The following is a 24,849-nucleotide window of genomic DNA, read 5'->3' on the forward strand; positions in this document are numbered from 1 at the left end:
GGGCGGAGACATGAGCGCAGGCCCAGCCGGGGGCCGGGCCGTGCGCGGGGAGCGGAGCGAGCCGCCTTGATGAACGTAGGGAAAGTCTTATCCCGCTGGGATGAGGTTGCCTGCCGTCGTGGCTCCGTACGTGTGGCCCGTCGCCCTCCAAGGCATCCAGGACTTTGATCGCGAAGATCTCGGACATGTGCCGGCGGATCTCGTCGGGCGTGAACCAGCCGACGGCAGCCGACTCACTGGACGTGCGCTCCGTGCCGACCGCTGGCTTGCAGCTGGTTGGCCCACGGATCGTTGTCAGAGGCGCGCTGTAACTTCCCCACATGGGTGTGTACCTGGTGAGCGTCGACGCGGAGGAATGGTTCGGTGAGGAGGAAGACGGGTGGGGGGAAGTTGCGTCAGCGCTCAACGCTGAACTCCGGCGGCGGGGCCTGCCGCCCTACGAGGACGTCCCCCCGGAGACGGACTTCGCAGCTGGCTCAGGCCAAGCCTTCGAGGAGAAGCTGACCCCCTCCATGGCCGGGTTCCTCGCCTTGTGTCAGACGCACTTGTCACCAGAGGAATCGGAGATCCTTTGCGGCTGGACCGTGCTCGTGCCCGTCTCGCTCGATGAGGAGATCTGGTTGCCTGTCGACTCCGGCTACTGCGAGTCGACCATGGTCGTCGGTGCTCCCCAGGTGCTACCGCTTGCGGAGAAGCTGGCGGCAGCCATCGAACTGCCGTCCGAGGCCCCAGCGACATGCGACAACCTCGACCTGAGTATGTGGTTCAGGAACCAAGCAAAGGGGCTGGCCACTACTCGAACGGGATTGTGGAGCACGGACCTGGGCACAGCCTTCTACGTGGCACTGTTTCTGCGCGCTGCCCAGCACTCGATCCGGCGCGGCTGCCCCATCGTCTGCACCTGAGGCCCATTCTGCCGTCTCCCCGCACGGTGAGTCCGGCGACTGAGCCGAGTGTTGTGGGCTCCCGTTGCACTTGCCCGCGCTCCCGCTACGCCGCCGCGTCACCTGGCGCCTGGCCGTGCTCGAGGTACACCGGGGCGCTCTTGGCCCGGGCCTCGATCGCTGCCAGGATCCGGCGGGCCAGTCGTGGGATGGTGCGGTCTGGGCTCTCGTGCGGGGGTACGAACCTGACGGCCTTCAGCTCGTCTGCCTGCGGGCGGATCCGCTCTACGGCCTCGGGGGCGAGCTGGCCCCCGTCGAAGAGCACCTTGTCGCCTTCGGTGGCGTTCGGTGCCCAGTCGACGGCCAGGAGGCGGCCGAGCGCGGTCGTGATGCCGAGTTCCTCCTGGACCTCGCGGGCGGCAGCGTGGAGCGGTGATTCGCCGGTCTCGACGTAGCCCCCGGGAATGTCCCAGTGGTCCTTGTACGTGGGCTCCACCGTGAGGGCGCGTCCGCCGGCATCAACAGCGCGGCCTACGTGCTCGCGCTGTACCTGGGGCTCCGACGGGGTGAACTGCTTGGTATGCACTGGTCGGACATTGACCTGAGCGGTGGATCTCTGGAGATCCGTACGGCCCTTCAACGGGTCAACGGAGAGCTGACGCTGACGGCGCCCAAGACGCGCCGCTCAGAGCGGCCGGTACCGCTTCCGGCCGTATGTGCCGACGCCCTCCGCCGGCACCGTGCGCGCCAGGCCGAAGAGCGTCGGGCGGCGGGGGAGCAGTGGCAGGAAACCGGCTTGGTCTTCACCACCAGGCGGGGGACTCCGATCGAGCCGCGGAACCTGAACCGGCACTTCTACCCGATCCGTGAGCGGCTGGGCCTGGAGGTGCGCTTCCACGACCTGCGGCACACCTGCGTGACGCTGCTGCTGGGCCTCGGTATCCCGCCGCACATCGTCCGCGACATCGTAGGACACAGTGCGCTGGACGGACCATGAACATCTACGCGCACGCCCACATGACGGAGAAGCGGGCCGCCCTGGATCGGCTCGGGGGGCTGCTGGCCGACGAGTGACGGGGTCGTTGCCGTCAGCGTTGCCGTCAGAGACACGAAACGCCCTGGAGGGAAGATCCCCTCCGGGGCGTTCTTGCTGGTGGCGGGTGGCGCCCCCGGCAGGACTCGAACCTGCGGCCAAGCGCTTAGAAGGCGCCTGCTCTATCCACTGAGCTACGGGGGCCGGTGTGGTGGCCTCTGTCGTGGTGCCCGAGTGCGGGCTGATCCGTGACGTCGCCGGGGACAAGGATAGGGCTCCCCGCTCCTTGTCCCTGTTGCTTCGCCTCCGTGGCTCAATGTGGAGGTTCGGTGAAGCGGTCCTGATAATCGCAGGCAGGTACGAATCGTGCACCGCTTTTGGCGTCTGGCGCACCGGGTGTTGTGCACTCGTTATGCCTGGACTGTACCCGCGTCCCAGTCATCCCTTCCGTCCGTTGTGTTCGGTCGGCGCGCAGACATGCTCATATGCTTCAGAATTCCCCTAAAATTGGGCATTCTTCCCATGTGGTGACCTTGGACGTACGGCCTCAGCTGCTCGACGCACTCTCCGCCCTGCGCGACCGTGTCGCCGCCGCACGCTTTCCGCTGCCCCTCCCCGGGGCTCCACGCGCGCGTGCCAACCGCGACGAACTGCTCGCCCAGCTCGACGACTACTTGGTGCCCCGGTTGAGACACCCCGAAGCGCCCTTGCTGGCGGTTGTCGGGGGTTCCACCGGCGCGGGCAAGTCGACCCTCGTCAACTCCCTCGTGGGCAGACGGGTCTCTGAGGCCGGAGTGCTGCGCCCGACGACCCGGACCCCGGTGCTCGTCTGCCATCCGGAGGATCACCACTGGTTCAGTGGAGTGAGGATCCTGCCCGACCTCGCGCGCGTGTGGCTGCCCCGGCAGGACCCCGGGGAGGACCCGCCGACGCCGGCGGAGGACGACACCACCCGCGTCCTGCGCGTGGAGACCGTCGACACCCTGCCGCCGGGCCTCGCGCTCCTCGACGCCCCCGACATCGACTCGCTGCTGGCCGAGAACCGCGTCCTCGCCGCGGAGCTCGTCTGCGCCGCCGACATCTGGGTCATGGTCACCACGGCCGCCCGGTACGCCGACGCCGTCCCCTGGCATCTGCTGCGCACCGCCAAGGAGTACGACGCCACGCTCGTCACCGTGCTGGACCGGGTGCCGCACCAGGTCGTCTCCGAGGTCTCCCGGCAGTACGGGGCGCTGCTCACCAAGGCCGGGCTCGGGGACGTGCCGCGGTTCACCGTGCCCGAGCTGCCCGAGTCGGTCTGGGGCGGGGGGCTGCTGCCCGCCTCCGCCGTGGCGTCGCTGCGCACCTGGCTGGTCCACCAGGCCCAGGACCCCGTGGCCCGGCAGCACACCATGGACCGCACCGCCCACGGACTCCTGGACTCGCTGAAGGCCCGCCTGCCCGAGCTGGCCGGTGCGTCCGCCGCCCAGTACGCGGCCGCCCTGCGGCTCACCTCCGCCGTCGACAGCGCGTACGACACCGAGTACGCGCGTGTGCGGGGGCGGTTGCGGGCCGGGGCCGTGCTCGCCGGGGACGCCCTGAAGCGGTGGCGGGCCTTCCCCCTCGACTGCACCGCGAGCGAACTGCTCGACGCCCTCGTGGAGAGCCTCAGCTCCCTCCTGATGTGCGCCGTCACCGCCGCCGACGAACGCGTCGACGACGCCTGGCGCCGCGAGCCGGCGGCGGGCGCGCCCGGCCTCTCCGACCCCGACTCCTCCCTGCAGAACGCCGAGCACCGCATCGGGATGGCCGTACGGCGGTGGCGGCGGGAGCTCGAGGAGGTCGCCGAGGACGAGGTGCGCGGACACGACCGGAGCCCCGCACCGGATCCCGAGGCCGTCGCCGCCCTCGTCGCCGCCGGCCTGCTGGGCGGCCGCCGGGCGCGCACCGCCGGCGAGGGCCTCGCCGAGCGGATCGGCGCCCACGGCGCGCTGCGGCTGCGCGAGCGCGCCGCACGGCTGCTCACCGACCACCTGGACCGCGTGATGCACACCGAACGCGAGCGGCGGCTGGCCCCGCTCGACGTCCTGGAGGTGCACCCGGAACCCCAGGCCGAACTCATTGCCGCGCTGTCCGTACTGCTGAAGGAGAGATGACCGGTGGCCGCCGTCACTGACCAGGACCGCAGGGAGCACGCCGATCGGACGGAGGGCTTGGTTTCCGAGGACACGAAGGGCGCCGGGGACACCGGAGGTGCCAGTGGCATCGGAAGCGGCCCGCCCGGGCAACGGGCGCCGAGCGCGGGAGGACGCGACGCGACGCGGGCCACGCGGGCCGCGTCGGCCGACGACTCTGGAGCGGGCGCCCCGGGAACGGCCGCCTCGGGAGCGGGCGCCCCGGGAACGGCCGCCTCGGGAACGGGCGCCCCGGGGACGGCCGCCTCGGGAACGGGCGCCCCGGGGACGGGCGGGCCGGAGACCGAGCAGCCCCGAGCACGAGCCAAGGACGCCCCCGCGCGCGTGCACCACGACCCGCACGACCCACACGGCCTGCACGACCCGCGCGACCTGAAGGACGGCGACGGGCACGCGCGTGCGCGGAGGGAGGCTGTGGGCGGCGCAGGACCCGCCCGTCCCGCGTGCGGTCCGCCGGGCGGTGCCGGGCTCTCCCGTACGACGGACGACTCGGCGGGGGGTGACGAGCACACGCGCGCGGGACAGCACGGGCCGCACGCCGACGGTCACGCGCGCGGGCAGGACGACGACTCCGCCTCCGGCCGTACGGAGCCCACCGACGTCTGGGACGACGGCCTCATCGCGCGGCGCGTGACGGAGAGCACCGCCCCCGAGCACGTGCCCGCCGCGGAGACCCGGGTACCCGGCCCGCTGCCGGTGCCCCCGCTCGCGTACGACGGCCCGTTGCGGTCGCGGCTGGACGCGCTGCGCGAACTGGTCGGCCTGTCCCGCACCCGGCTCGACAGCCGCACGCTGGCCGAGGCCGGCCGCGTCCTCGACGAGGCGGCGGCGCGGCGGCGGCTGTCCGGGCAGCACACCGTCGTGGCCATCGCGGGCGCCACCGGCAGCGGCAAGTCGCAGCTGTTCAACGCGCTCGCCGGGGTGGCCATCTCGGAGACCGGCGTACGGCGGCCGACCACCGCCGCCCCCATCGTTTGCAGCTGGAGCGACGGCGCGGCGACCCTCATCGACCGGCTCGGCATCCCGGGGCGGCTGCGCAGACGCCCGGTGCAGAGCCCGGACGCCGACCCGCAGCTGCGCGGTCTCGTCCTGGTCGACCTGCCCGACCACGACTCTGCCGCCGTGCAGCACCGTGAGCACGTGGACCGTATCCTCGGGCTCGTCGACGCCGTGATCTGGGTCGTCGACCCGGAGAAGTACGCCGACGCCGTCCTGCACGAGCGCTACCTGCGGCCCATGGCGGGCCACGCGGAGATCATGTTCGTCGTCCTCAACCAGATCGACCGGCTGCCCGGGGAGGCCGCCGACCAGGTCCTCGACGATCTGCGGCGCCTCCTGGACGAGGACGGGATCGCCCTCGGGGAGTACGGCGAGCCGGGCGCGACGGTGCTGGCGCTGTCCGCGCTCACCGGGGACGGAGTCGGGGAACTGCGGGAGGCGATCGGCCAGTTCGTGGCGGAGCGCGGGGCCGCGGCCCGGCGGATCTCCGCCGATGTGGACGCGGCGGCCGAGCGGTTGCGGCCCGTCTACGCCGCGCGGCGGCGCGCCGGGCTCAGCGAGGAGGCACGCGAGGAGTTCGCGGCGCGGCTGGCGGACGCCGTCGGTGCCACCGCCGCGGGCGACGCCGCCGAACGGGCCTGGCTGCGCAACGCCAACCGCGCCTGCGGCACCCCCTGGCTCCGGCTGTGGCGCTGGTGCCACGCCCTGCGCGAGCCCGCCACCGGACGCCACGCGGTGCGCACGCAGCCGGACGAGGAGGCCACGGCCCGGCAGCGCGTCGAACAGGCGGTGCGTACGGTGGCCGACCAGGCCGCGACCGGTCTGCCGGCGCCCTGGGCTCTGGCGGTGCGGGAGGCCGCCGTACGCGGGGCCCAGGGGCTGCCCGAGGCGCTGGACGAGCTGGCGACCCGGGCCGGGCTGCCCCCGGGGCGGCCGCCGCGGCCGGGCTGGTGGCCGGCGGCGGTGCTCGGGCAGGCGGCCATGACGCTCCTTCAGATTCTGGGCGGCCTGTGGCTGGTGTGCCAGATCGCCGGTGTCATGGCGCCGAACCTGGGCGTGCCTGTGCTGCTCATGCTCGCGGGCATCGCCGGCGGTCCGCTCGTCGAGTGGAGCTGCCGGATGGCGGCGCGCGGCCCGGCCCGGCGGTACGGCCAGGAGGCGGAACGCCGGTTGCGCGAGGCGGCGGCGGGGTGCGGACGGGCCCGGGTGCTGGACCCCGTGGCGGCGGAGCTGTTGCGGTACCGGGAAGTGCGGGAGCAGTACGTACGGGTGTTGGGGTCGGGGGCGGGATGAGCCAGCGGGGGCGGTAGAAGTACAAGGCCTTCGACATACGAGGTCTTCGGCATACGAGGTCTTCGGCATACGAGGTCTTCGGCATACGAGGTCATCCACGCACGAGGTGTTCGGCGTACGGGACCTTCCATGCACGAGGTGTTCGGCGTACGAGGCCTTCCACGCACGAGGTGTTCGACGTGCGAGGTCTGCGAAGTACGGAGGGGACGGGACGGCGTACACGTGCACGTACGGGGACGAGGGGGCCGTGGGCCGGTCGTCCCCGTACGGGTGGCGGAGTTTTCCACAGGCAGGTGACGGTCCACAGGGCTCAGCGGGCTCGTCCCGGCGGAGGCAGTCTGGTGGCGCGGCGATCGCGACGGACGCGGTCGGCGCGGCGGACGCAGCCGTACGGGACGGGCCCGTACGCGTGTCGGCCCGGCGAGCGGCCGGGCGAGGGAGGGACTCACGATGAACGAGACGATGGTCTGCGCGGTGGGAAACGTGGCCACACAGCCGGTGTACCGGGAGCCGGCGTCGGGCGCGGCGACGAGGTTCCGGCTCGCGGTGACCTCGCGCTACTGGGACCGCGAGAAGAGCACATGGACGGACGGGCACACCAATTTCTTCACGGTGTGGGCCAACCGCCAGCTCGCCACGAACGCGATGGCCTCGCTGAACGTGGGCGACCCGGTCGTCGTGCAGGGCCGGCTCAAGGTGCGCGTGGAGACCCGGGACGGTCAGAACCGGACCTCGGCCGACATCGACGCGGTGTCGATCGGCCACGACCTCGCGCGCGGCACGTCCGCCTTCCGTCGCTCGGGCAGGCCCGAGCCGGGCCCGACGGCCTCGCCCCAGCAGCCGCCCGAGCCGGCATGGGAGACACCGGCGGCCGCCGAGGACCGGCCGCAGGCGGAACCGGCGGCCGTGACGTGACGTCGGAGAGGTGCTGAGGCTCCCGGGCCGAACCGCGCCTCGTCGACGAGTGCGCTCGGGAAAGCTCCGGCGGCCCGGCCGATGTGCCCTGCTTGCAAAGGGTGTTGGCGATAACGATTCCGATTCGGATCAGTCATCCGACCATATGACGGGGGGTGGCGCTGCGGGTGATCTCTAGGATGCCGGACATGGTCCTCGGGGCCTGAAGATTCTGCAGGTGGGACCGTGCCCCCCACGTCAACGGGTCCTGCTCGAAGGGGAATTCTGTGTGTGCTTCGTTCTCTGCGCCGACCGCGCGCAGGCGGGGGGCGGCGCGTCTCGCCGCCGCGACCCTGATGTCCGGGCTCGTCGCCGCCGGCGTGCTGACCGCCGCCGGCCCGGCCGCCGCGGGTACGGCACCGCAGAGCCAGGGCGGCGCGACCGCCACCATGGGCGGCCTGAAGACCTACGGCACCGCGGTCGTCCATGACGAAGGCGGCGACTACCAGGTCTCCGCGGGCCTGTTCGAGATGTTCGTCGACGGTGGCGGCATGCTGCAGACGTACTGCGTCGACCTGCACAACCCCACGCAGCGGGACGCCAAGTACCACGAGACGCCGTGGAGCGGCTCCTCGCTCGGCACCAACAAGGGCGCCGGGAAGATCCGCTGGATTCTGCAGCACTCCTACCCGCAGGTGAACGACCTCGCGGCACTCGCCGCCAAGGCGGGCGTCACCAACCTCACCGAGCAGGACGCGGCGGCCGGCACCCAGGTCGCCATCTGGCGCCACTCCGACGGCGCGCGCGTCGACGCGCTCGACCCGCAGGCGGAGAAGCTCGCGGACTACCTGGACAAGAGCGCACGCGACCTGCCCGAGCCCGCGGCCTCGCTGACGCTCGACCCGCCCGCCGTCTCCGGCCACCCCGGCGGCCGGCTCGGCCCGGTGACGGTCCACACCAACGCGAACGCCGTCACGATCACGCCTCCGGCGGACGCCGCCGCCAGTGGCGTGCGGATCGTCGGCAAGGACGGCAAGCCGGTCACCTCCGCCACGAACGGCAGCCAGATCTTCTTCGACGTGCCCGAGGAGACCCCCGGGGACACCGCCCACGGGTCGGGCGACGGGGCGGGATCCGCGGAGCTGACCGTGCAGGCCTCGACGACCGTGCCGGTCGGCCGTGTCCTCACCTCCGACAGCCGCAGCCAGACCCAGATCCTGGCCGGCTCCAGCGAGTCGACGGTGGCGGCCACCGCGAGTGCCACCTGGGCCGGCGGGGGCGCGATACCCGCGCTGTCCGCGGCGAAGGACTGCGTCAAGGGCGGCGTGGACATCACCGCGGCCAACAAGGGCGACGAGGCGTTCGCCTTCGAGCTGATGGGCGTCGAGCACAGCATCGCCGCGGGGGCGTCGCAGAAGGTCCTGATCCCGTTGCAGGAGGACCAGGCCTACGACTTCACGATCAAGGGACCCAACGGGCTCGGGCAGCGCTTCACGGGTGTCCTCGACTGCCGGACCCAGGGCGCCGCGGGCGGCACTGCCACGCAGACGCTCAGCGAACCGAGCCCCGCGACCGTGGGCGGTACCGCCGGCGGCACCAACCTCGCCGACACGGGCGGCACCAGCACCACACCCGTGATCGCCGCCCTGGGCCTCAGCCTGCTGATCCTGGGCGCCACGGCCCTGAGTATCGTCCGCAAGAAGAAGGCCCCGGCCCAGGACTGAGCGGCGCCCGCCGCGTCACCTGCCGTGGCGCGACGGGCCCTTCGCGCGGACGACCTCGAACGGGGTGTCACCGGTGTACCGGGACTCGCCCCCCGGCAGGCAGTTCAGGGCTGGCGTCGCGTGGTGCTTGACGTCTGTCTCAATACTCCAGCTGTAGGTCGCGATCTTCGTAGTGCGCGGCCGGCCGGGCCGTCTCTCGTCCCGGGTTGGTCCGACTGGTCGGATCTGACGGTGGGTCGCGCCGGGACGTACCGGGCGGCGGCAGAGCCGAGGTTATGAATGTGTCATCTGACCATTCATGAATATCAACCTCAGGAGCCACACGATGCGCCCCATCAGGGCAGCCTGTCTCGGCACGGCCACTGCGCTGGTCACCCTTCTCGCCTGCGCCCCTGTCGCGGCCACCGCGGCGGGCACCGATTTCGCCCACGCCACGGGCGGAGACCGGGTCATCACACTCATCGGCCATCTCGCGCAGCAGACGCGCTTCCCCGTCAACCCCGGCGGCAGCCCCGCCCAGGGCGATCGGACCGTCTTCCGCTCGGACCTCTTCGACCAGCTCGGCAACCAGGTCGGCGACACCGGCGGCACCTGCGTCACCACCCGGGTCGACAAAGGAGGAGCGGAGGAGTGTGTCGTGAACTACAACCTCCCGGGCGGCCAACTCACCGTGCAGGGGATGGTCTTCGGCATTCTCAACCCGGGCCCTCCCCCTTCGTTCGACAACGCGATCACCGGCGGCACCGGGGTATTCGACCGGGCTCGTGGCTCGGTCCACGCCGACACGATCGGTACGGGCACGAGGCGCTTCACGATCGACCTCGACCGCTGACTGACCCTGCCCCCGCCCGGTGAGAAGGCCGGGCCGTCCACGGCACGGCCCGAAATAGGTGCGCCGGCCCTGTTGGTGGCGCTGGCTGTCCGGTACGTCGTGTTGGCCCTCCGGCTCTGGGGGCATCCCGAGGCCGCTCCCGATGCCGCGCAATCGTTCAGTGTGAGAGGGGCGCCGGGATGGGTCCTCACACGTGGCGTCGTGGTCGTTGCGGCCAACTTCGTTCTGATGGCCGTCATGATGATCGCGCTGGTCGTAGGACTCGCAATCACGCGGACCCAGAAACCGGCCGAGCATTGGTTGCGGATTTCGGCGGTGGCAGTCGGCGGGATGATGCTCTGATGGCTGCTGATCATCCTGATCGGGATCTTCAACAGGCCGCGTTTCCTGGTGGTCCCCTAGGTCCGGCACCTCGCCGTCGGCGCATACGAGCAGGCCCGTCTTGGCTCCCACAGTCCCTCCCCAAAGCCTCACCCTCGACGGCGATCGCACCACAGCCGCCCGCGCTGACAGTGGAAGGAGCCGAGATCACCCGTCATGTACGGGGCCGTCTGTGGGCCGTGCGAGGGCGCCCGAGGTCACTCGTCGACGACCGACAGTGACAGTCGAGCTGCGGATGCCAACCGTGAAGCCGCAGGTCAGAGCCCTTCGGTCATACGGGTTTCCCCCGAGGGGTGGCGGTCGGGCAAGATGGGGTGTATCTGCCCACTGCCAGATTTCAAGCTGCCGGACGGTTTCTCTTGGCTGAGTTCATTTACACCATGCGCAAGGCGCGCAAGGCGCACGGCGACAAGGTGATCCTCGACGACGTCACCCTGAGCTTCCTTCCGGGTGCGAAGATCGGCGTCGTCGGCCCGAACGGTGCCGGTAAGTCGACCGTGCTGAAGATCATGGCGGGGCTGGAGCAGCCCTCCAACGGTGACGCCTTCCTCTCACCCGGGTACAGCGTCGGCATCCTGCTGCAGGAGCCCCCGCTGAACGAGGAGAAGACGGTCCTGGAGAACGTCCAGGACGGCGTCGCCGGGATCAAGGGCAAGCTCGACCGGTTCAACGAGATCGCCGAGCTGATGGCGACCGACTACTCGGACGCGCTGCTCGACGAGATGGGCAAGCTCCAGGAGGACCTCGACCACGCCAACGCCTGGGACCTCGACGCGCAGCTCGAGCAGGCCATGGACGCCCTCGGCTGCCCGCCCGGCGACTGGCCCGTCACCAACCTCTCCGGTGGTGAGAAGCGCCGCGTCGCGCTCTGCAAGCTGCTGCTCGAGCAGCCCGACCTGCTGCTCCTCGACGAGCCCACCAACCACCTCGACGCCGAGTCCGTGAACTGGCTGGAGCAGCACCTGGCCAAGTACGAGGGCACCGTCGTGGCGATCACCCACGACCGGTACTTCCTGGACAATGTCGCCGAGTGGATCCTGGAGCTCGACCGCGGCCGCGCCTTCCCGTACGAGGGCAACTACTCGACGTACCTGGAGACCAAGGCCACCCGCCTCAAGGTCGAGGGCGCGAAGGACGCCAAGCGGCAGAAGCGTCTGAAGGAAGAGCTCGAGTGGGTGCGGTCCAACGCCAAGGGGCGTCAGGCCAAGTCCAAGGCGCGTCTGGCCCGCTACGAGGAGATGGCCGCCGAGGCCGAGAAGATGCGGAAGCTGGACTTCGAGGAGATCCAGATCCCGCCGGGCCCGCGTCTGGGCAGCGTCGTCGTCGAGGTCAGCAAGCTCAACAAGGCCTTCGGCGAGAAGGTCCTCATCGACGACCTCAGCTTCACCCTGCCGCGCAACGGCATCGTCGGTGTCATCGGCCCGAACGGCGCCGGCAAGACCACCCTGTTCAAGATGATCCAGGGCCTGGAGACGCCCGACTCGGGCGACATCAAGGTCGGCGAGACCGTCAAGATCTCCTACGTCGACCAGAGCCGCGAGAACATCGACCCGAAGAAGACGCTGTGGGCCGTCGTCTCCGACGAGCTGGACTACATCAACGTCGGCCAGGTCGAGATGCCCTCGCGGGCGTACGTCTCCGCCTTCGGCTTCAAGGGTCCGGACCAGCAGAAGCCGGCCGGTGTCCTCTCCGGCGGTGAGCGCAACCGCCTGAACCTGGCGCTCACCCTGAAGCAGGGCGGCAACCTGCTGCTCCTCGACGAGCCCACCAACGACCTCGACGTCGAGACCCTGTCGAGCCTGGAGAACGCGCTGCTGGAGTTCCCCGGCTGCGCCGTGGTCGTCTCCCACGACCGCTGGTTCCTGGACCGCGTGGCGACGCACATCCTCGCCTACGAGGGCGACTCCAAGTGGTTCTGGTTCGAGGGCAACTTCGAGTCGTACGAGAAGAACAAGATCGAGCGGCTCGGCCCCGACGCGGCCCGTCCGCACCGCGCCACCTACAAGAAGCTGACCCGGGGCTGATCTTGCGCCACATCTACCGCTGCCCCCTGCGCTGGGCGGACATGGACGCGTACGGCCACGTCAACAACGTGGTGTTCCTCCGCTATCTGGAGGAGGCCCGTATCGACTTCCTGTTCCGCCCGGACAAGGAGTTCAAGCAGGGGTCCGTGGTGGCGCGTCACGAGATCGACTACAAACGCCAGCTCGTCCACCGGCACGCGCCGGTGGACATCGAGCTGTGGGTCACGGAGATCAGGGCGGCGTCCTTCACCCTCACCTACGAGGTCAAGGACGGCGACCAGGTCTACGTGCGGGCCTCGACGGTGATCGTGCCGTTCGACTTCGAGGCGCAGCGGCCGCGCCGGATCACCGCGGAGGAACGGGAGTTCCTCGAGGAGTACCGGGACGACGCCGGCGGCGCGGACGGAACCGAGGGCGAGGACGACGAGGAGGGGGCCGTCGCCGCATGACGGCCCTCCACCTCGCCGACGAGAGGGAGGCGGCGGACCTCGCGGCCTTCCTCTCCCGGCTGCTCCACTACGACCGTTCCGCCGCCGTGCGGCTGCAGGCGGCGGGCACGGCGCTCGCGGTCTTCGGGCGGCCCGCCTCCTTCGAGGTCCTGGCGGTGCGCACGGTCCGGCTCGCCAAGCCCTACGAGAACGGGCTCGACATCACCCTCGACCGGACCGTCTCCGCGGGCGAGTTCCTGGAGTCGGTGGACGAGCCGGCGGCCACCGCCCAAGTGCCGGTTGCGGTGACCGGGCCGCCCTGGGCGGGCGTGCTCCCGCCGCGCGGCGGCTGGCGGTCTGAGCCGGGGCTGCCGCCGGCGGACTCCCTGCGCGCGACGGTCGCCGCCGTCGTCGCCGAGTTCCGTTCCCGGACGGAGGAGTTGGCGTCCGAGCGGCGGACGCGGGCCGAACTGGACCGGATCGGGCGGGAAATCTGGTCCCGGCCGGTCGGGGAGACCCCCCTGCCCGTGCGGGCCGTGCACGCGGCCCAGTCCCTGGGGTTCCTGAGGGCCGCGCGGGCCGCCGAGGGCGAGGAGGCCCCGGCGGAGCTGTTCGCGTCGGGCGCGTGGCTCCGGCTGCGCACCCCGTACGGATCGATCGCGGTCCGGCGAGCGGGTCTCGGCCCGCTGGGCGTCAGCGTCCGCTGAGTCCTCCGGCACAGCGTCGTGCGGTGCGCGGAGGGAGGGACGCGGCGCGACCCGGCACCCCCCGGTGCGGGGAGCGGGTCACTCGGGGGTGTTCACCATCGACGCGGCCGCGTAGGTCAGGTAGTTCCACAGCGTCTGCTCGTGCTCCGGCGACAGGCCGAGCTCGTCGACGGCGGTCCGCATGTGCCTCAGCCAGGCGTCGTGCGCCGCCCGGTCGACGGTGAAGGGCGCGTGCCGCATCCGCAGCCGGGGATGACCTCGCCGCTCGCTGTACGTCGTCGGGCCGCCCCAGTACTGCATCAGGAACAGCCGCAGACGCTCCTCGGCCGGGCCCAGGTCCTCCTCCGGGTACATGGCCCGCAGTTCCGGATCCCCGGCGACTCCCTCGTAGAAACGGTGGACGAGCCGGCGGAAGGTCTCCTCCCCGCCGACCTGCTCGTAGAAGGTCTGCTCCTGAAGCGTGCCGCGCGGAATCTCTTTCACCCGTCCATGGTCTCAGACCGCCGGGCCGAGGACTCAAGCCCTACGTCCACCCCGTCCGGCGGCGGAATGCCCGCGGCCCCGAGCGTCGGCCCGCGGGAGGCGTACGCCCGGGGGAGCGGGAGGGACGGCCGCCGTGCGCACGGTGGGGGACCACCGTGCGCGGCCGGCCCGCCGGTGGACGTGGCCGGACCACCCGGAGGGGCCGGGTGGAGGCCCCTCCCGGTCCGAGGGCCCTGGTCGGGACGGGTCCTAGCCGCGCCGGACGGTGATCGTCGTCCAGGCGCCGACGTGGACCCGGTCGCCGTCCTGCAGCGGTACCGGGACGAAGGGCTGGATCGGCTCCTCCGAGCCGTTGACCGTGGTGCCGTTCGTCGAGTTCTGGTCGACGACCGCCCAGCCGCCGTCCGGCTGCTGCACCAGCACCGCGTGCTGGTGCGAGACGCCCGGGTCCTCCGGCGGCACCGACAGGTCGATGTCGGGGGTGTCGCCGGTGGAGTGCCGGCGGCGGCCGATGGTGACCTGGTTGCCGGTGAGCGTGCGCTGCTGCTCGGGCGAGTACGCCGGCAGGTTCAGGCCCGCGGCCTCGGGGCCGGAGCGGTGCATCATCGCCATGAAGTACTCGCGGTCCGGACCGATGGTCGCCGTCCAGGTCGCCGGCTGCTGCGGCTGGTGCGGGAAGCCGGACGTGGGCGGGGCCTGCGTGGAGCCGGGCTGCGGATAGCCGTACCCGCCCCGGCCGCCGGGACCGCCCGGGGAGGTGGACGACGGCGGCGAGATCACCCAGTCGTCGTCACCGCCGAAGGACGGCGCGCCCGGCTGCGGCCGGTTCGTCTCCTGCGGGAAGCCGGGCGGGGCCGGCGGACCGGACGGCTGGAACGCCTGCGGGGCGCCACCAGGGGCCCCGGGACCGGCGGGCGGCGTCGGGCCGGGCGGCGGAACCGGCCGCGAGGGGTCGGGGCCGAAGTGGGAGGGGCCGGACGGGCCGGGGAAACCGGAGTCCTGGCCGAAGCCCGAAGATCCGGGGCCGCCAGGACCGCCCGGCCCACCGGGACGGCCCGGCGGCTCGGTGCCGAACGGCGGGCCCGGCGGGATCGGCTCGGCGGGCCGGTTCACCTGCGAGGGCCGGGAGCTCTGGTAGTCGAACGCGTCGCCGCCACCGCCGAAGGCGGGGCCGGGCGGCTGCGGGAAGCGGGCGCCCGGGCCGGGCGCCGGCGGGCGCGGCGCGGCCGGGGTGTACGAGGTCGCCGTGTTCGTCAGGAAGTTCCACCGGCACTCCTCGCAGAACGGCGCGCCGCCCTCGCGGGGCGTGCGGCACTGCGGGCAGAGCTCCGGCTCGGCGTCCGGCACGGCGGACAGGTGCGAACGCCCCGCGGGCCCACCGGGCTGACCGTGGCCACCGGGCTGACCGTGGCCACCGGGATGACCGGGGCCGCCGGGGCCCGGCGCGGGCGGGAAGCCGTAGCCGCCGACCGGGGGCGGCGGGGGAGGCGGAGGCACGGCACCGGCCATGCGGTGACCGCAGACCTCGCACCAGTCGTCGGAACCCGACTGGTGTCCGTTCGGGCAGGTCGGCATGTCGGCGCTTCCCCCTTTCCTCTTCCGGCCGCTACGGCCGGATTTCTCCCACCCCGAGGGGCCGGGCTCGCTGGTGCCGGAGTCTCCTCCGGCTCACTTCTTCACGCGAACGGTCTTGGTGGACCGAGTCTCGAGAGTCATCTCGTCGGCCTCCGCGACCTTCGCCTTCAGTCGCACAGTACCCGTCGCCGCATCGACCACGTCCACCACCTTCGCAAGGAGTTTCGCAGTATCCGCGTTCCCGGAGGCGCCGGCGAGCTGTACGGCCCGGCCCAGTTTGGCGGTCGCTCCATCGAAATCGCCCGCTTTGCGGAGTTCGAGGCCCTGCTGGATGGCCTGGGCCAGTTCGGCCTGGCCGGTGTAGTGGGCCACCTGGGGGTTGATCGAGGTGGAGGCGGCCATGTCGTCGGTCCACACCGCCCGTACCAGGCCCTGGGCGCCGAGGTTTTGCGCCGTTCCTCCCGCACTCTCGACTTCGCTCGAGCGGGAGGTGCCCCCAGCTTGCGGCACGACCAGGGAGATGCGCGCGGCGAGCATCTCCTGGCCGACCTGGGCCTCGGGGACCCGTACGCAGAGGTGGTAGTCGCGGGACTCGTCGCCCCACGACCCGGTGGGGTAGTCGCCCGCGCGCGGCCCGGCCTCGGTACGGCGTTCCGTCAACTCCTCGACCGTGGGCGCGACTTGCTTGACGAACCGGATGGTGCTGCCGACCGGCGTCCACACCCGCAGGGCGACGTCCGCGACCTCCTTGCCCATCGCGGTCTCCATCATGTGCGTGAAGTCGGCGGCGAGGGCCGCCGGATCGGCGACGATGTCGGCGGTGCCGAGGAGCGCGGAGGCGATCCCTGTGACGTCTTTCACTTCCCAGTCGGTGCCCACGCCCCGGGCGTCACAGGTGAACCGTCCGGCGCAGGCGTCCAGCGAGGCCTTGAGGTCCTGGGGCGACTCGTGCTCGTTGCGGCCGTCGGTGAGCAGGATGCCGTGCCGGATGGCGACGTCCGCCGACGACAGCAGCCGGTCGGCCAGCCGCAGCCAGGTGCCGATGGCCGTGCCGCCGCCCGCGGCGAGCTTGCGCAGCGCCTGCTTGGCCTGGTCGCGGGTGGTGGCGTCGGCGACCGCGAGCCGGCCGGCGCCCGGGTAGATCTCCTTGGCGACGTGCGTGCCGCCGATCACCGCGAAGTGCACGCCGTCGCGCAGGGTGTCGATCGCGGCGGCCGTGGCGTCGCGGGCGTTGCGCATCTTCGTCGGCGGGTAGTCCATCGAGCCCGAGCAGTCGACCATGATCGCGACGGCCGCGGACGGGCCCTGGCCGGGCGCGTACAGATGCGGTGCCGTGACCGCGCTCCCGATCGTGCCGCCCCCGGTCGCCGACACCGTGACGATCGCGTTGACCTCGCGGCCGCCCTCCGGCAGGTACTCGTTCTGGTACACGTCCACCGAGAACTGCGGCACGTTCGACTTCGAGAAATTGGCCATGCCTTATCGGATCCCCCTCATGCCCCCCGCGGGCGGGGGCGACGACAGTGAGCGGACCGGTCCCCTCCGGGCCGCAGGAGCTTCCCCGTGCCAAGGGGTGCGCCGGGATTGCCGTCGTCCCTCCCGGTGTACGCCCTCAGGCCGATCCTGCCCCCTGCGACGGCGCCGGGAACGGCAGGACGGCCACTGTTACGTTGTCGTGGCCCCCGCCGTCCAGGGCGTGGCCGACCAGCACCCGCGCGCTGTGCAGAGGGCGCACGGCGGCGTCGAGCGGGACCGCCTCGGCCATCTCCTCGGCCGTCTCCGCGTAGTTCCACAGCCCGTCGGAGCAGACCACGACCACACCCGGCCGGTCCGGCTTGAAGGAGGCGGTGTGCGGCTCCAGTTCGTAGGCGTCCGCACCGAGCCAGCCGGTGATCGCGTGGGCGCGCTCGTCGGCGTACGCCTCCGCGTCGCTCATCAGGCCCGCGGCGACCATCTGCGCCGCCCAGGAGTCGTCCTCGGTGAGCCGGGCCGGGGGTGCGTCGCGGTCCACCGGGACCCAGTAGACGCGGGAGTCGCCGACCCAGCCGACGACCAGCAGGCCCGCGGTGACCACCGCGCCGACGAACGTGCAGGCCGGCGCGTTCTGGTGGGGGGCGTGCTCGCGGGCCGTCGCGGGCTCCTCGGCGAGCGCCTCGACCGCCTGCGCGGCGGCGACGATCGCCTCGTGCATGGCCTGCTGCGGGTGGGTGCCGCGGGGCAGCGCGGCCAGCAGGGATTCGCTCGCCGCCCGGGAGGCGGCCAGTGAGGCGTCGTCCGGGCGGGTCGCCGAGGAGACGCCGTCGCAGACGACCGCGATGAGCGCGGGGGAGCCGTCGGGCAGCGCGGTGCCGCCGACGGCGAACGCGTCCTCGTTGCGGTGGTGGCGCAGGCCCCGGTCGCTGACCGCGGCCACCGGACCCGACTCCTGCTCCATGTGGTCCCGCTCGCGCGGCTGGGCGTGCCCGCAGTTCTCGCAGTAGCCGTCGCTGTCGACCCGGCCCGCCCGGCAGGCCACGCACACCGCGGCGCCCTCGGCCGGTGTCCCGCCCTCGGCCGGCGCGGCCTGGCCGGCCGCCGGACGCGGGTCCGGCGCCTGGAGCGGGTACTCCTCGGGCTCGGCCGGGCGGTCGAAGCGGACGCCGGAGGCCGGGGAGTCCGGCGAACCGGTGGCCGGTGGCTGCGGCCGGGCCGCGCCCGGCGACAGGGGCGAGCCGCCCGAGTCCGTGCCCGGCAGGTCCGACGGCAGATGAGCGGAGGCCGGGGCCCCGGAGGCGTCCGGCGGGCCGGCGGCGGGCCACCCGGCGCCGCCGTCGCCGGGCGCGGCGGGGTGTGGCAGCACCGCCCCGTCGCGCATGGTCAGCGTCGGCGTGTCGGGCGAGGGCGCGGCGGCCGCGGACAGGTCGTATCCGCACGCGCCGCAGAAACGGTCACCCGACTCGAGGGGCTCCCTGCAGCTCGGGCAGGCGGACAACTGGTGCGTCTGCGACATCGATTACACCCACGTCCGGGGGCGGTAACGGTTGGCACGTTCCACCAGGTCGATCCTCTCCTCGCCGCCGGGCGCCAGCCGGGCCAGCATGCGGTACGAACGCTCCAGGCCGAAGCGGAGGCCCCGCTCGTCCAGGTCGCTGCCGAGCAGCACCCGCCGGGAGGCCGGGCCGGAAGCCCCACCTCCGGAGAGTATCCAGTCCAGGGCGCAGCCGAGGACTTCCGCCGACAACTGCTCGCGCCGCGCCGGGTCCAGACCGTACGCCTCCAGGGCCTCCACCTGCCGCGCGGCGGCGGTCAGATCCTCCAGGAACGGCGTGTCGGACGCGACGGCCGTCCGGTGCCGCAGCCGCGCCCGTACGGCCGCCACCCGCGCGGCGGTGCAGTGGACGGACGCCTCCGGCACCGACTCCAGGGTCCGTACGGCGGCCCGCCGGTCACCGGCGGCCAGCTGGACCCGGGCCAGGCCGAACGCGGCGCTGACATGGCTGGGGTCGGTCGACCACACCAGCCGGTAGTACTCGGCGGCGTTGTCGAGCTGGCCGAGCACCTCCGCGCACAGGCCGAGCGCCAGCTTCGGGGCGACCTCGCCCGGGAAGGCGTCGTAGATCGCGTCGAAGGCGAGGGCCGCCTCCTCGTGGTCGCCGGTGACGAGGGAGGCCACGCCCCGGTACCAGACGATCCGCCAGTCGTCGGGGTCCTGTTCCTCCAGCGAACGCAGCCCCCGCAGCGCGGTGGCCGACTCGCCGGTCTCCAGCCAGGCGCGGACCTGGCGCAGCCGGGTCTCGGGCGAGGGGGCCGGCGCCGCCGCGAGGGCCTGGACCAGTTCCCCGGGCGAGGACGTCAGCAGACCGGCGAGGAAACCCGCGTTGGGGTCCGACGGGGCGACGTGCGGAACCGGGAGGGCGAGGGCCGCGGCCGGGGTGTGCACGGGCTTCACCAGGCTCACGGTGCCCGGCGCGCCGATGCCGGGCGCGACCCCGGCCGCCCCGCCCGGTGCCCCGGGGCCCCCGGCCGTGACGGCGGGCGCGCCCGCCCGGCGGCGCGCGGGCAGCGCCCGGGCCCCCAGCCGTGACACGTCCCCGTCCAGCCTCGGGAACAACTCCGTGTCGGTCACCTTCAGTTCGGGGCCGAACAGGGTCGACAGCGCGGGCCGGGCGTGTCCCGTCTGCAGGGAGACGACCTCCCGCAGGACGCCCGTGAGCTGCTCCGCCATCTCCTGCGCGGAGGAGAACCGGCGGGCCGGGTCCGGGTCCGTGGCGCGGACCAGCAGCCGGTAGAAGGACTCGTAGTGGCGGAAGACCTCGATGTGGTCGGGGTCGGGCAGGGAGTCCACGAAGACGTTCGTGTAGCCCTGGAAGTCGAAGGTGAGCACGGCGAGCGTACGGCCGACCGTGTACAGGTCGCTCGCCACCGACGGGCCGGCCTCCGCGACCTCCGGCGCCTGGTAGCCGATCGTGCCGTAGATGGCCGACTCCTCGTCGTCCATCCGGCGCACCGCGCCCATGTCGATCAGCTTGAGCTGGTCCTCGGTCTGGATCGCGTTGTCGACCTTGAAGTCGCAGTAGAGCAGGTTGCGGCTGTGCAGGTGGCCTAGCGCCTCCAGGGCCTCGATGCCGTACGCGCAGGCCTGCTCCACCGGCAGCGGCTCGCGCCTGCCGTCCGGGGTGCGGCGGGAGTTGGCGATCTCCTTCAGCGACTTGCCGCCGACGTACTCCATCACGATGTAGCCGTCGAGGGAGCCCGTGCGCTGGTCCAGGTGCTCCACGAAGTTGTAGATCCGCACGATGTTGGCGTGCTCGATCTCCGCGAGGAAGCGCCGCTCGGAGATCGCCGCCGCCATCGCGTCCTGGTCCCCGGTGTCCAGCAGGCCTTTGAGCACCACCCAGCGGTCGGCCACCGCGCGGTCCACCGCGAGATAGATCCAGCCGAGGCCGCCGTGCGCCAGACAGCCCGCGACCTCGTACTGGCCGTGCACGATGTCACCGGCCCGCAGCTTGGGCACGAACGAGTACGGGTGGCCGCACTTGGTGCAGAAGCCCTCCGTCCGGCCGGGCCGGTCCCCGCGGCCCCGCCCCACCGGAGCCCCGCAGTCCGAGCGCGAGCAGAACCGCTTCCGCTCCGGCACCTCGGGGTTCTCCAGCACCACCGAACGCGGATCGGGCCGCGGCACCTGCGGCACCTGCACCAGCCCCGCGCCCAGCCGGCCGCGGCCGCTGCTGCCCGAACCCGTGCCGGAGCCGCGCACCGACACCGAGCGGCCGCCGGTACGCCCCGAGAGGGAACGCGAGAGCCGGCCCGACACCGAGCGGCGCGACCTGGAGGACTGCGAGGAGGTCCGGGCGCTGCGGGCGCTGGAGGGGGAACTCCCGCTGCCCGAACCGCCCGAGTCCCCGCCGCCGCCGGTGACGCCGGTGGGTGGCAGGCTCACCGAGCCGTTCGCCGAGACCACCGGCGCCAGCCCGCAGGTGTCGCAGTACAGCTCGCCGCCGCCCACGTCCTCGTAGGCGCCGCCGCAGCCCGGCCGCTGACAGGTCTGCCCCGCCTGGCTCATGACTCCCCCCTCCCGTCCTCGGGCCCGCCCTGCTCCGGCACCCGCGGGGCGCCCAGCAGTTCGGCGGCCGCCCGCTGGTATCGCAGCACGGCCTGCTCGGCGACCCGCAGGTCGCACGGCGCGCTCCACAGCATGCGGCGCGCCGCGTCGTACCGCTCCACCAGCAGCGGGTCCTCCGCCAGCCCGTGCCGGGCCACCTTCGCCCGGTACGCGTCGAGACGGCCGCGCAGCTCGGCGCGCACCGCCAGCGGCGCGGTCACCGCGGTCAACGACTCGCGCGCCCGCAGCAGTTCGTCCTCCGCCTTCTGCTCCAGCGACTCCAGGAGCGGGGACAACCGGTGCCACTGGGCCTGTCTGCGGTACTCGGCGGCCGTCGCCAGCTGTTCCTGCAGCACGGTCGGCGGGCCGCCGACCACCGGCACCTCCGTCGCGGCGATCTTCGCCAGGACCTCGCCGCGCGCGGTGCGCGCCTCGGCGAGCGTGCGGTCCGCGCGGGAGAGCAGGTCCCGCAGCTTGATCAGCCGCTGCTCGGCGTCCTGCCGGACGGAGAGCACGGCGTCGATCTCCCGGCGCACCTCCTCCAGGGCCCGCGCCTCACCGTCGTACACCGTGGTGTCCGGGCGGCCGCCGCCCGGTGCCGAACTGCCCTGCGCCGGGACCCAGAAGGCGAGCGGGTCGGAGACGACCTCCGCGCGCAGCTTCGTCAGCGTGCGCGTGATGTGCTCCAGGTCGTCGCCGGCCGGGTGCTCGCCGGGGCGCACGCCGACGGAGTGCGCGAGCTTGCGGGTGCGCTGAAGCTCCGCGGCCAGTAAATCTATCCGGGCGGGCAGCGCCGACCACACGGCGTCGGCGGCGACCACCATGTCGAGGCTCGTCGCGTACAGGTCGTTCATCCGGTCCACGAGCGCCGTCAGGGAGAACCGCTCGCTGAGCCGGGCCGCGCCGCCGTGGAGCGTCGGCGCGTTCGCGGTGGCGGCGGCGGTGGCCGCGCCGGCGACCGTGACCGACTCGCCGCGCAGCAGCTCGGTCAGCTCCACCAGGTCCTCACGGCTGGACCAGCGGCGCCGGGCGCGGATCTCGCGGGCGGTGCGCAGCGCGCCGGTGTACGCGTCGAAGTACGCCCACAGCAGCGTGATCGACGCCTCCGCGGCCGCCCAGCGCTCCTTGGTGCGGCCGGTCAGCTCGGCGCCCTCGAGAAGTCTGCGGCCCGCGTGGTCCTGCAGGGCGAGGAGCGAGGTCTCGATCGCCTCGTGCTCCGCGCCGAGCCGCGCCAGCGCACGGTCCACCTCGTCCCGGTCCATCACCGGCCCGGCGGGGTCCGTGACGCCCATCGATCACCTCTCGCTGCTCGTGCGGTCCGTCGTACAGGGGTGCGGCCGGCGGTCACCGGTAGCTCGCCGCCGGCGGAGTCGCCGACTCCGAGTCCCTACCCAGCGTGGGGGAAAGCCACTTGTCGTACGACGCCTTCCAGCCCCCGTCCCTGCGGTAGTCCTCCAGCACGCGGTTGACCCGGCGTACCAGATCCTCGGCGCGCAGATTCATCGCCACGCCGTAGTACTCCTTTGTGAAGGTGTCGCCCTTCAGGGCCACCGCCGGGTCCTGCGCGGCCTGGCTGGCGGCGAGCGCACCGTCGGTCACCACCGCGTCCACCTCGCCGAGTTGCAGCCGCACCAGGCAGTCCAGCTGGTTGGGCACGGTGGTGGAGATGTCGGCGGAGGCGGGGATCTTGCCGGACGCGCGGTCCGCGGCCAGGCGGTCGTGGGCCGTGGAGCCGCTGGCCGAGCAGATCCTGCGGCCGGCGAGCGACGCGTCGTATCCCTTGATCGTCGACGTCTTCGGGGCGAGCACCTGCTGGCCGGTCAGGAAGTAGGGCGCGGAGAAGGCCACGTCGCCCAGGCGGTCGCAGTTGATCGTCATGGTGCGGACCACCATGTCGACCCGGCCGTTGCGGATCGCGGGGATCCGCTCGTTGGTGGGGATGGCCTTGAACTGGACCTTCGTCTCGTCGCCGAGGATGTCCCTGGCGATGCGGTGGGCGAGGTCGATGTCGAAACCCTCCAGCTCGCCCGAGGAGTTGTTCGGGTTGCGGTAGCCCCAGCGGTAGCTGTTCTGGTCGACGCCGACCGTGAGGTAGCCGCGCTCCTTGATGGCCCGCACCGTCTCGCCGTCGGCGCCCGACGGGGCCGGGCTGCGGTTCTGGGCGTCGCCGTCCTTGCAGTCGCCGGCCCTGGCCTGGGTGGCGTGGGCCGTCCGCCCGCCGCCGGACGGGACGCCGTCGGGGCGGTCGTGCGGGCGGGTGAGCGGCAGCAGCAGGACGAGCGCCAGCGCGAGGGCGCAGACGGCCGCCATCGCCCCGACCCCGCCCCAGCCCTTCAGGCCGGCCCGCAGACGTCGTGCTCGCATCGTCACGCCCCCTTTCACCGGTACTCCGACAGCCGTCGCCCGATGCCGAGCAGGGCTCCGGCCGCGGCGAGGACGGCGAGCGCCGCGGAGCCCGCGGTCAGGCCGGTCATCGCGGCCCGGCCGTCGCCGGCGGCCTGCTGGAACTCGCCGGTCTCGTGGGCGAGCGCCGACTTCAGCGATGTGTCCACGTTGTCGAAGCACTCGCCGGTCGACTGGTCGGCGGCGGCGGTGCCGATGACCTTGTCGCGCGCCTTCTGGTAGTCGCCCGAGTCGTTGGCCTGGCGGGCCAGCGCGTGCCGGGACTTCCACACCTTCATCGACTGGCCGGCGACCTTCACCGGCTTCACCCCGGCCGAGTCGTCCGCGAGGGCGCCGGCCCGGGCGAGCGTTCTGCCCAGGGCGGCGATCTCCTGGTCGTACGCCCAGTCGTAGGCGTCCATGACCGTGCCGTCCGGCAGCTTCTTCGTCTCCGCGCCGCGGCTGACCAGGGTCAGGTTCTCGTCGCTGCGGGCCTTCAGGGAGGCGATGCGGGCGTCGTGCAGCACGCTGAGCGAGCGGACGCCGTGCGCGTAGGAGCCGTTGAGGCCGGACCGGGCGACGGTGTGGCCGACGACGACCCACAGCAGCACCACGGCGGTGGCGGCGGAGGCGGCCACCAGACCGTGGTTCAGCACCCGGTTGGTGCGCCGGTAGTTGCGGTGCTGGGCCCAGGCCAGCGCGGCGAGGGCGAGGACACCGAGCGCGATCGCGGCCCACGGGTAGGGGGTCGCGTCCGCGTAGTCGGCGCGCAGGCGCTGGTTCTCCTTCTGGTAGAGGTCCTCGGCCGCCGGGAGCATCTGATTCTGCATCGTGTCGTTCGCGGTGCGCAGGTAGGCGCCGCCGACCGGGAAGCCCTGCCGGTTGTTGGCGCGGGCGGACTCCACCAGGCCCTTGTAGCGCGGCAGGAGTTCGTTGAGCCGGGTGATGGTGGCCGCGGACGGCGAGCCCGGGTCGGAGTTGGCGGCGGCCGTGACGAGCTTCGCGGCCGCCGTGCGCACGTCGCTCTCGTAGCGCTCGCGGGTGGCGGTGGTCTCCTGCAGGCCCGCGAGATAGCCGCTGGTCGCCATGGTGTTGGCGTCGGCGAGCGAGCGGTAGATGTCGGCGGCGTCGGAGCTGAGCGGCTGGCTGCTGTGCAGCACGTCGTCGGCGGCGGTGGCCCGGTCCGTCGTCTGCCAGGCGGTGACGGCCCCGAAGGCCACCACGAGGAGGGCGAGGACGGCGCCGATGATGCGCAGCCGGCCGGGCTCGGTGGTGGCGGCGGCGCGCAGCCGGTCGACGCCCTCGGCGAACGCGGTGCGCCGCGGCGGCTCGGGCGGACCCGGCGGCACGGGTGCCGGGGGGACGGGCGACGGGCCGGGCTGCGGTGGAACGGCGGGCATCGTGGGCAGGACGGAACCCGCGGGCGCCGCACCGCTGTTCGGCGGGTGTGTCACT

At 72.8% G+C, this 24,849-nt stretch carries 20 protein-coding genes, 1 tRNA gene and 1 pseudogene; 11 read left to right on the forward strand and 11 right to left on the reverse strand.

Going from position 1 to position 24,849, the window contains the following annotated elements; all coding sequences use genetic code 11:
- Nucleotides 1-91: 91 nt before the first annotated feature.
- Nucleotides 92-271, reverse strand: a pseudogene (locus tag ACIQ9G_RS01365) (NUDIX hydrolase); the annotation flags it as partial.
- A 49-nt stretch (nt 272-320) separates the two neighbouring features.
- Between ACIQ9G_RS01365 and ACIQ9G_RS01370 the strand changes: the two are divergent.
- Complete coding sequence (locus ACIQ9G_RS01370; protein ID WP_403604528.1) at nt 321-905, forward strand: hypothetical protein; 585 nt, start codon at nt 321-323, stop codon at nt 903-905.
- 85 nt (nt 906-990) lie between these two features.
- On the opposite strand, the gene ACIQ9G_RS01375 is transcribed toward ACIQ9G_RS01370, so the two are convergent.
- Nucleotides 991-1,470 carry an NUDIX domain-containing protein gene (locus ACIQ9G_RS01375; RefSeq protein WP_403604531.1) on the reverse strand — a complete coding sequence of 160 codons (480 nt, stop codon included), beginning with the start codon at nt 1,468-1,470 and terminating at the stop codon, nt 991-993.
- On the opposite strand from ACIQ9G_RS01375, the gene ACIQ9G_RS01380 reads away from it, so the two are divergent.
- Nucleotides 1,465-1,881 carry a site-specific integrase gene (locus ACIQ9G_RS01380; protein WP_403604534.1) on the forward strand — a complete coding sequence of 139 codons (417 nt, stop codon included), beginning with the start codon at nt 1,465-1,467 and terminating at the stop codon, nt 1,879-1,881. The genes ACIQ9G_RS01375 and ACIQ9G_RS01380 overlap by 6 nt on opposite strands.
- A gap of 164 nt (nt 1,882-2,045) precedes the next feature.
- Here the strand turns inward: ACIQ9G_RS01380 and ACIQ9G_RS01385 are convergent.
- Nucleotides 2,046-2,121: transfer RNA gene (locus ACIQ9G_RS01385), tRNA-Arg, on the reverse strand.
- A gap of 320 nt (nt 2,122-2,441) precedes the next feature.
- On the opposite strand from ACIQ9G_RS01385, the gene ACIQ9G_RS01390 reads away from it, so the two are divergent.
- The 9 genes from ACIQ9G_RS01390 (at nt 2,442) to ACIQ9G_RS01430 (ending at nt 13,373) form a co-directional block, all read left to right on the forward strand.
- Nucleotides 2,442-4,052, forward strand: coding sequence for a dynamin family protein (locus ACIQ9G_RS01390; RefSeq protein ID WP_403604537.1), 1,611 nt, complete (start codon nt 2,442-2,444; stop codon nt 4,050-4,052).
- Nucleotides 4,053-4,055: 3 nt separating this feature from the next.
- Nucleotides 4,056-6,383 (forward strand): GTPase, encoded by a 2,328-nt coding sequence (locus ACIQ9G_RS01395; RefSeq protein ID WP_403604540.1) that lies wholly within the window; start codon nt 4,056-4,058, stop codon nt 6,381-6,383.
- Between the two features lie 450 nt (nt 6,384-6,833).
- Nucleotides 6,834-7,298: a single-stranded DNA-binding protein gene (locus ACIQ9G_RS01400; protein WP_403604543.1), complete on the forward strand. Its 465-nt coding sequence runs from the start codon at nt 6,834-6,836 to the stop codon at nt 7,296-7,298.
- A 335-nt stretch (nt 7,299-7,633) separates the two neighbouring features.
- Nucleotides 7,634-9,001, forward strand: coding sequence for a Cys-Gln thioester bond-forming surface protein (locus ACIQ9G_RS01405; protein WP_403604546.1), 1,368 nt, complete (start codon nt 7,634-7,636; stop codon nt 8,999-9,001).
- A 325-nt stretch (nt 9,002-9,326) separates the two neighbouring features.
- The gene (locus tag ACIQ9G_RS01410; RefSeq protein WP_403604549.1) at nt 9,327-9,833 is read left to right on the forward strand and encodes a hypothetical protein; all 507 of its coding nucleotides are present in this window, start codon (nt 9,327-9,329) and stop codon (nt 9,831-9,833) included.
- Between the two features lie 75 nt (nt 9,834-9,908).
- On the forward strand, nt 9,909-10,175 hold the full coding sequence (locus ACIQ9G_RS01415) for a hypothetical protein (protein WP_403604552.1): 267 nt from the start codon (nt 9,909-9,911) through the stop codon (nt 10,173-10,175).
- 398 nt (nt 10,176-10,573) lie between these two features.
- The gene (ettA, locus tag ACIQ9G_RS01420) at nt 10,574-12,238 is read left to right on the forward strand and encodes an energy-dependent translational throttle protein EttA (protein WP_403604555.1); all 1,665 of its coding nucleotides are present in this window, start codon (nt 10,574-10,576) and stop codon (nt 12,236-12,238) included.
- Between the two features lie 2 nt (nt 12,239-12,240).
- The gene (locus ACIQ9G_RS01425; protein ID WP_403604558.1) at nt 12,241-12,687 is read left to right on the forward strand and encodes an acyl-CoA thioesterase; all 447 of its coding nucleotides are present in this window, start codon (nt 12,241-12,243) and stop codon (nt 12,685-12,687) included.
- Nucleotides 12,684-13,373: a hypothetical protein gene (locus ACIQ9G_RS01430; RefSeq protein WP_403604561.1), complete on the forward strand. Its 690-nt coding sequence runs from the start codon at nt 12,684-12,686 to the stop codon at nt 13,371-13,373. Before ACIQ9G_RS01425 ends, ACIQ9G_RS01430 begins: the two co-directional genes overlap by 4 nt.
- A gap of 78 nt (nt 13,374-13,451) precedes the next feature.
- Here the strand turns inward: ACIQ9G_RS01430 and ACIQ9G_RS01435 are convergent, their stop codons facing one another.
- The 8 genes from ACIQ9G_RS01435 to ACIQ9G_RS01470 form a co-directional block, all read right to left on the reverse strand.
- Nucleotides 13,452-13,856, reverse strand: a complete 405-nt coding sequence (locus tag ACIQ9G_RS01435) for a globin (protein ID WP_403604565.1) — start codon at nt 13,854-13,856, stop codon at nt 13,452-13,454.
- A gap of 249 nt (nt 13,857-14,105) precedes the next feature.
- Entirely contained in the window at nt 14,106-15,431 is a 1,326-nt protein-coding gene (locus tag ACIQ9G_RS01440; RefSeq protein ID WP_403604568.1) for an FHA domain-containing protein, read from the reverse strand.
- Nucleotides 15,432-15,524: 93 nt separating this feature from the next.
- Nucleotides 15,525-16,907 carry a VWA domain-containing protein gene (locus ACIQ9G_RS01445; RefSeq protein ID WP_403604571.1) on the reverse strand — a complete coding sequence of 461 codons (1,383 nt, stop codon included), beginning with the start codon at nt 16,905-16,907 and terminating at the stop codon, nt 15,525-15,527.
- A 136-nt stretch (nt 16,908-17,043) separates the two neighbouring features.
- A complete protein-coding gene (locus tag ACIQ9G_RS01450) occupies nt 17,044-18,420 on the reverse strand; it encodes a protein phosphatase 2C domain-containing protein (protein WP_403604574.1) in 1,377 nt (458 codons plus the stop codon).
- 3 nt (nt 18,421-18,423) lie between these two features.
- The gene (locus tag ACIQ9G_RS01455) at nt 18,424-20,973 is read right to left on the reverse strand and encodes a tetratricopeptide repeat protein (RefSeq protein WP_403604577.1); all 2,550 of its coding nucleotides are present in this window, start codon (nt 20,971-20,973) and stop codon (nt 18,424-18,426) included.
- Nucleotides 20,970-22,304: a hypothetical protein gene (locus ACIQ9G_RS01460; protein WP_403604580.1), complete on the reverse strand. Its 1,335-nt coding sequence runs from the start codon at nt 22,302-22,304 to the stop codon at nt 20,970-20,972. Before ACIQ9G_RS01460 ends, ACIQ9G_RS01455 begins: the two co-directional genes overlap by 4 nt.
- A gap of 52 nt (nt 22,305-22,356) precedes the next feature.
- Nucleotides 22,357-23,376: a glutamate ABC transporter substrate-binding protein gene (locus ACIQ9G_RS01465; RefSeq protein ID WP_403604583.1), complete on the reverse strand. Its 1,020-nt coding sequence runs from the start codon at nt 23,374-23,376 to the stop codon at nt 22,357-22,359.
- A gap of 14 nt (nt 23,377-23,390) precedes the next feature.
- Nucleotides 23,391-24,848 carry a hypothetical protein gene (locus tag ACIQ9G_RS01470; RefSeq protein WP_403604586.1) on the reverse strand — a complete coding sequence of 486 codons (1,458 nt, stop codon included), beginning with the start codon at nt 24,846-24,848 and terminating at the stop codon, nt 23,391-23,393.
- Nucleotide 24,849: the final 1 nt, after the last annotated feature.

Source organism: Streptomyces sp. NPDC096152 (assembly GCF_044763235.1).
Classification (GTDB): Bacteria; Actinomycetota; Actinomycetes; order Streptomycetales; family Streptomycetaceae; genus Streptomyces.

Bases quoted from the DNA above. Each gene is read 5' to 3' on its own strand.
- ACIQ9G_RS01465 (WP_403604583.1), bottom strand. From the start codon at position 23,376: ATGCGAGCACGACGTCTGCGGGCCGGCCTGAAGGGCTGGGGCGGGGTC.
- ACIQ9G_RS01370 (WP_403604528.1), top strand. From the start codon at position 321: ATGGGTGTGTACCTGGTGAGCGTCGACGCGGAGGAATGGTTCGGTGAG.
- ACIQ9G_RS01445 (WP_403604571.1), bottom strand. From the start codon at position 16,907: ATGGCCAATTTCTCGAAGTCGAACGTGCCGCAGTTCTCGGTGGACGTG.
- ACIQ9G_RS01450 (WP_403604574.1), bottom strand. From the start codon at position 18,420: ATGTCGCAGACGCACCAGTTGTCCGCCTGCCCGAGCTGCAGGGAGCCC.
- ACIQ9G_RS01460 (WP_403604580.1), bottom strand. From the start codon at position 22,304: ATGGGCGTCACGGACCCCGCCGGGCCGGTGATGGACCGGGACGAGGTG.
- ACIQ9G_RS01405 (WP_403604546.1), top strand. From the start codon at position 7,634: ATGTCCGGGCTCGTCGCCGCCGGCGTGCTGACCGCCGCCGGCCCGGCC.
- ACIQ9G_RS01410 (WP_403604549.1), top strand. From the start codon at position 9,327: ATGCGCCCCATCAGGGCAGCCTGTCTCGGCACGGCCACTGCGCTGGTC.
- ACIQ9G_RS01380 (WP_403604534.1), top strand. From the start codon at position 1,465: ATGCACTGGTCGGACATTGACCTGAGCGGTGGATCTCTGGAGATCCGT.
- ACIQ9G_RS01455 (WP_403604577.1), bottom strand. From the start codon at position 20,973: ATGAGCCAGGCGGGGCAGACCTGTCAGCGGCCGGGCTGCGGCGGCGCC.
- ACIQ9G_RS01400 (WP_403604543.1), top strand. From the start codon at position 6,834: ATGAACGAGACGATGGTCTGCGCGGTGGGAAACGTGGCCACACAGCCG.
- ACIQ9G_RS01440 (WP_403604568.1), bottom strand. From the start codon at position 15,431: ATGCCGACCTGCCCGAACGGACACCAGTCGGGTTCCGACGACTGGTGC.
- ACIQ9G_RS01430 (WP_403604561.1), top strand. From the start codon at position 12,684: ATGACGGCCCTCCACCTCGCCGACGAGAGGGAGGCGGCGGACCTCGCG.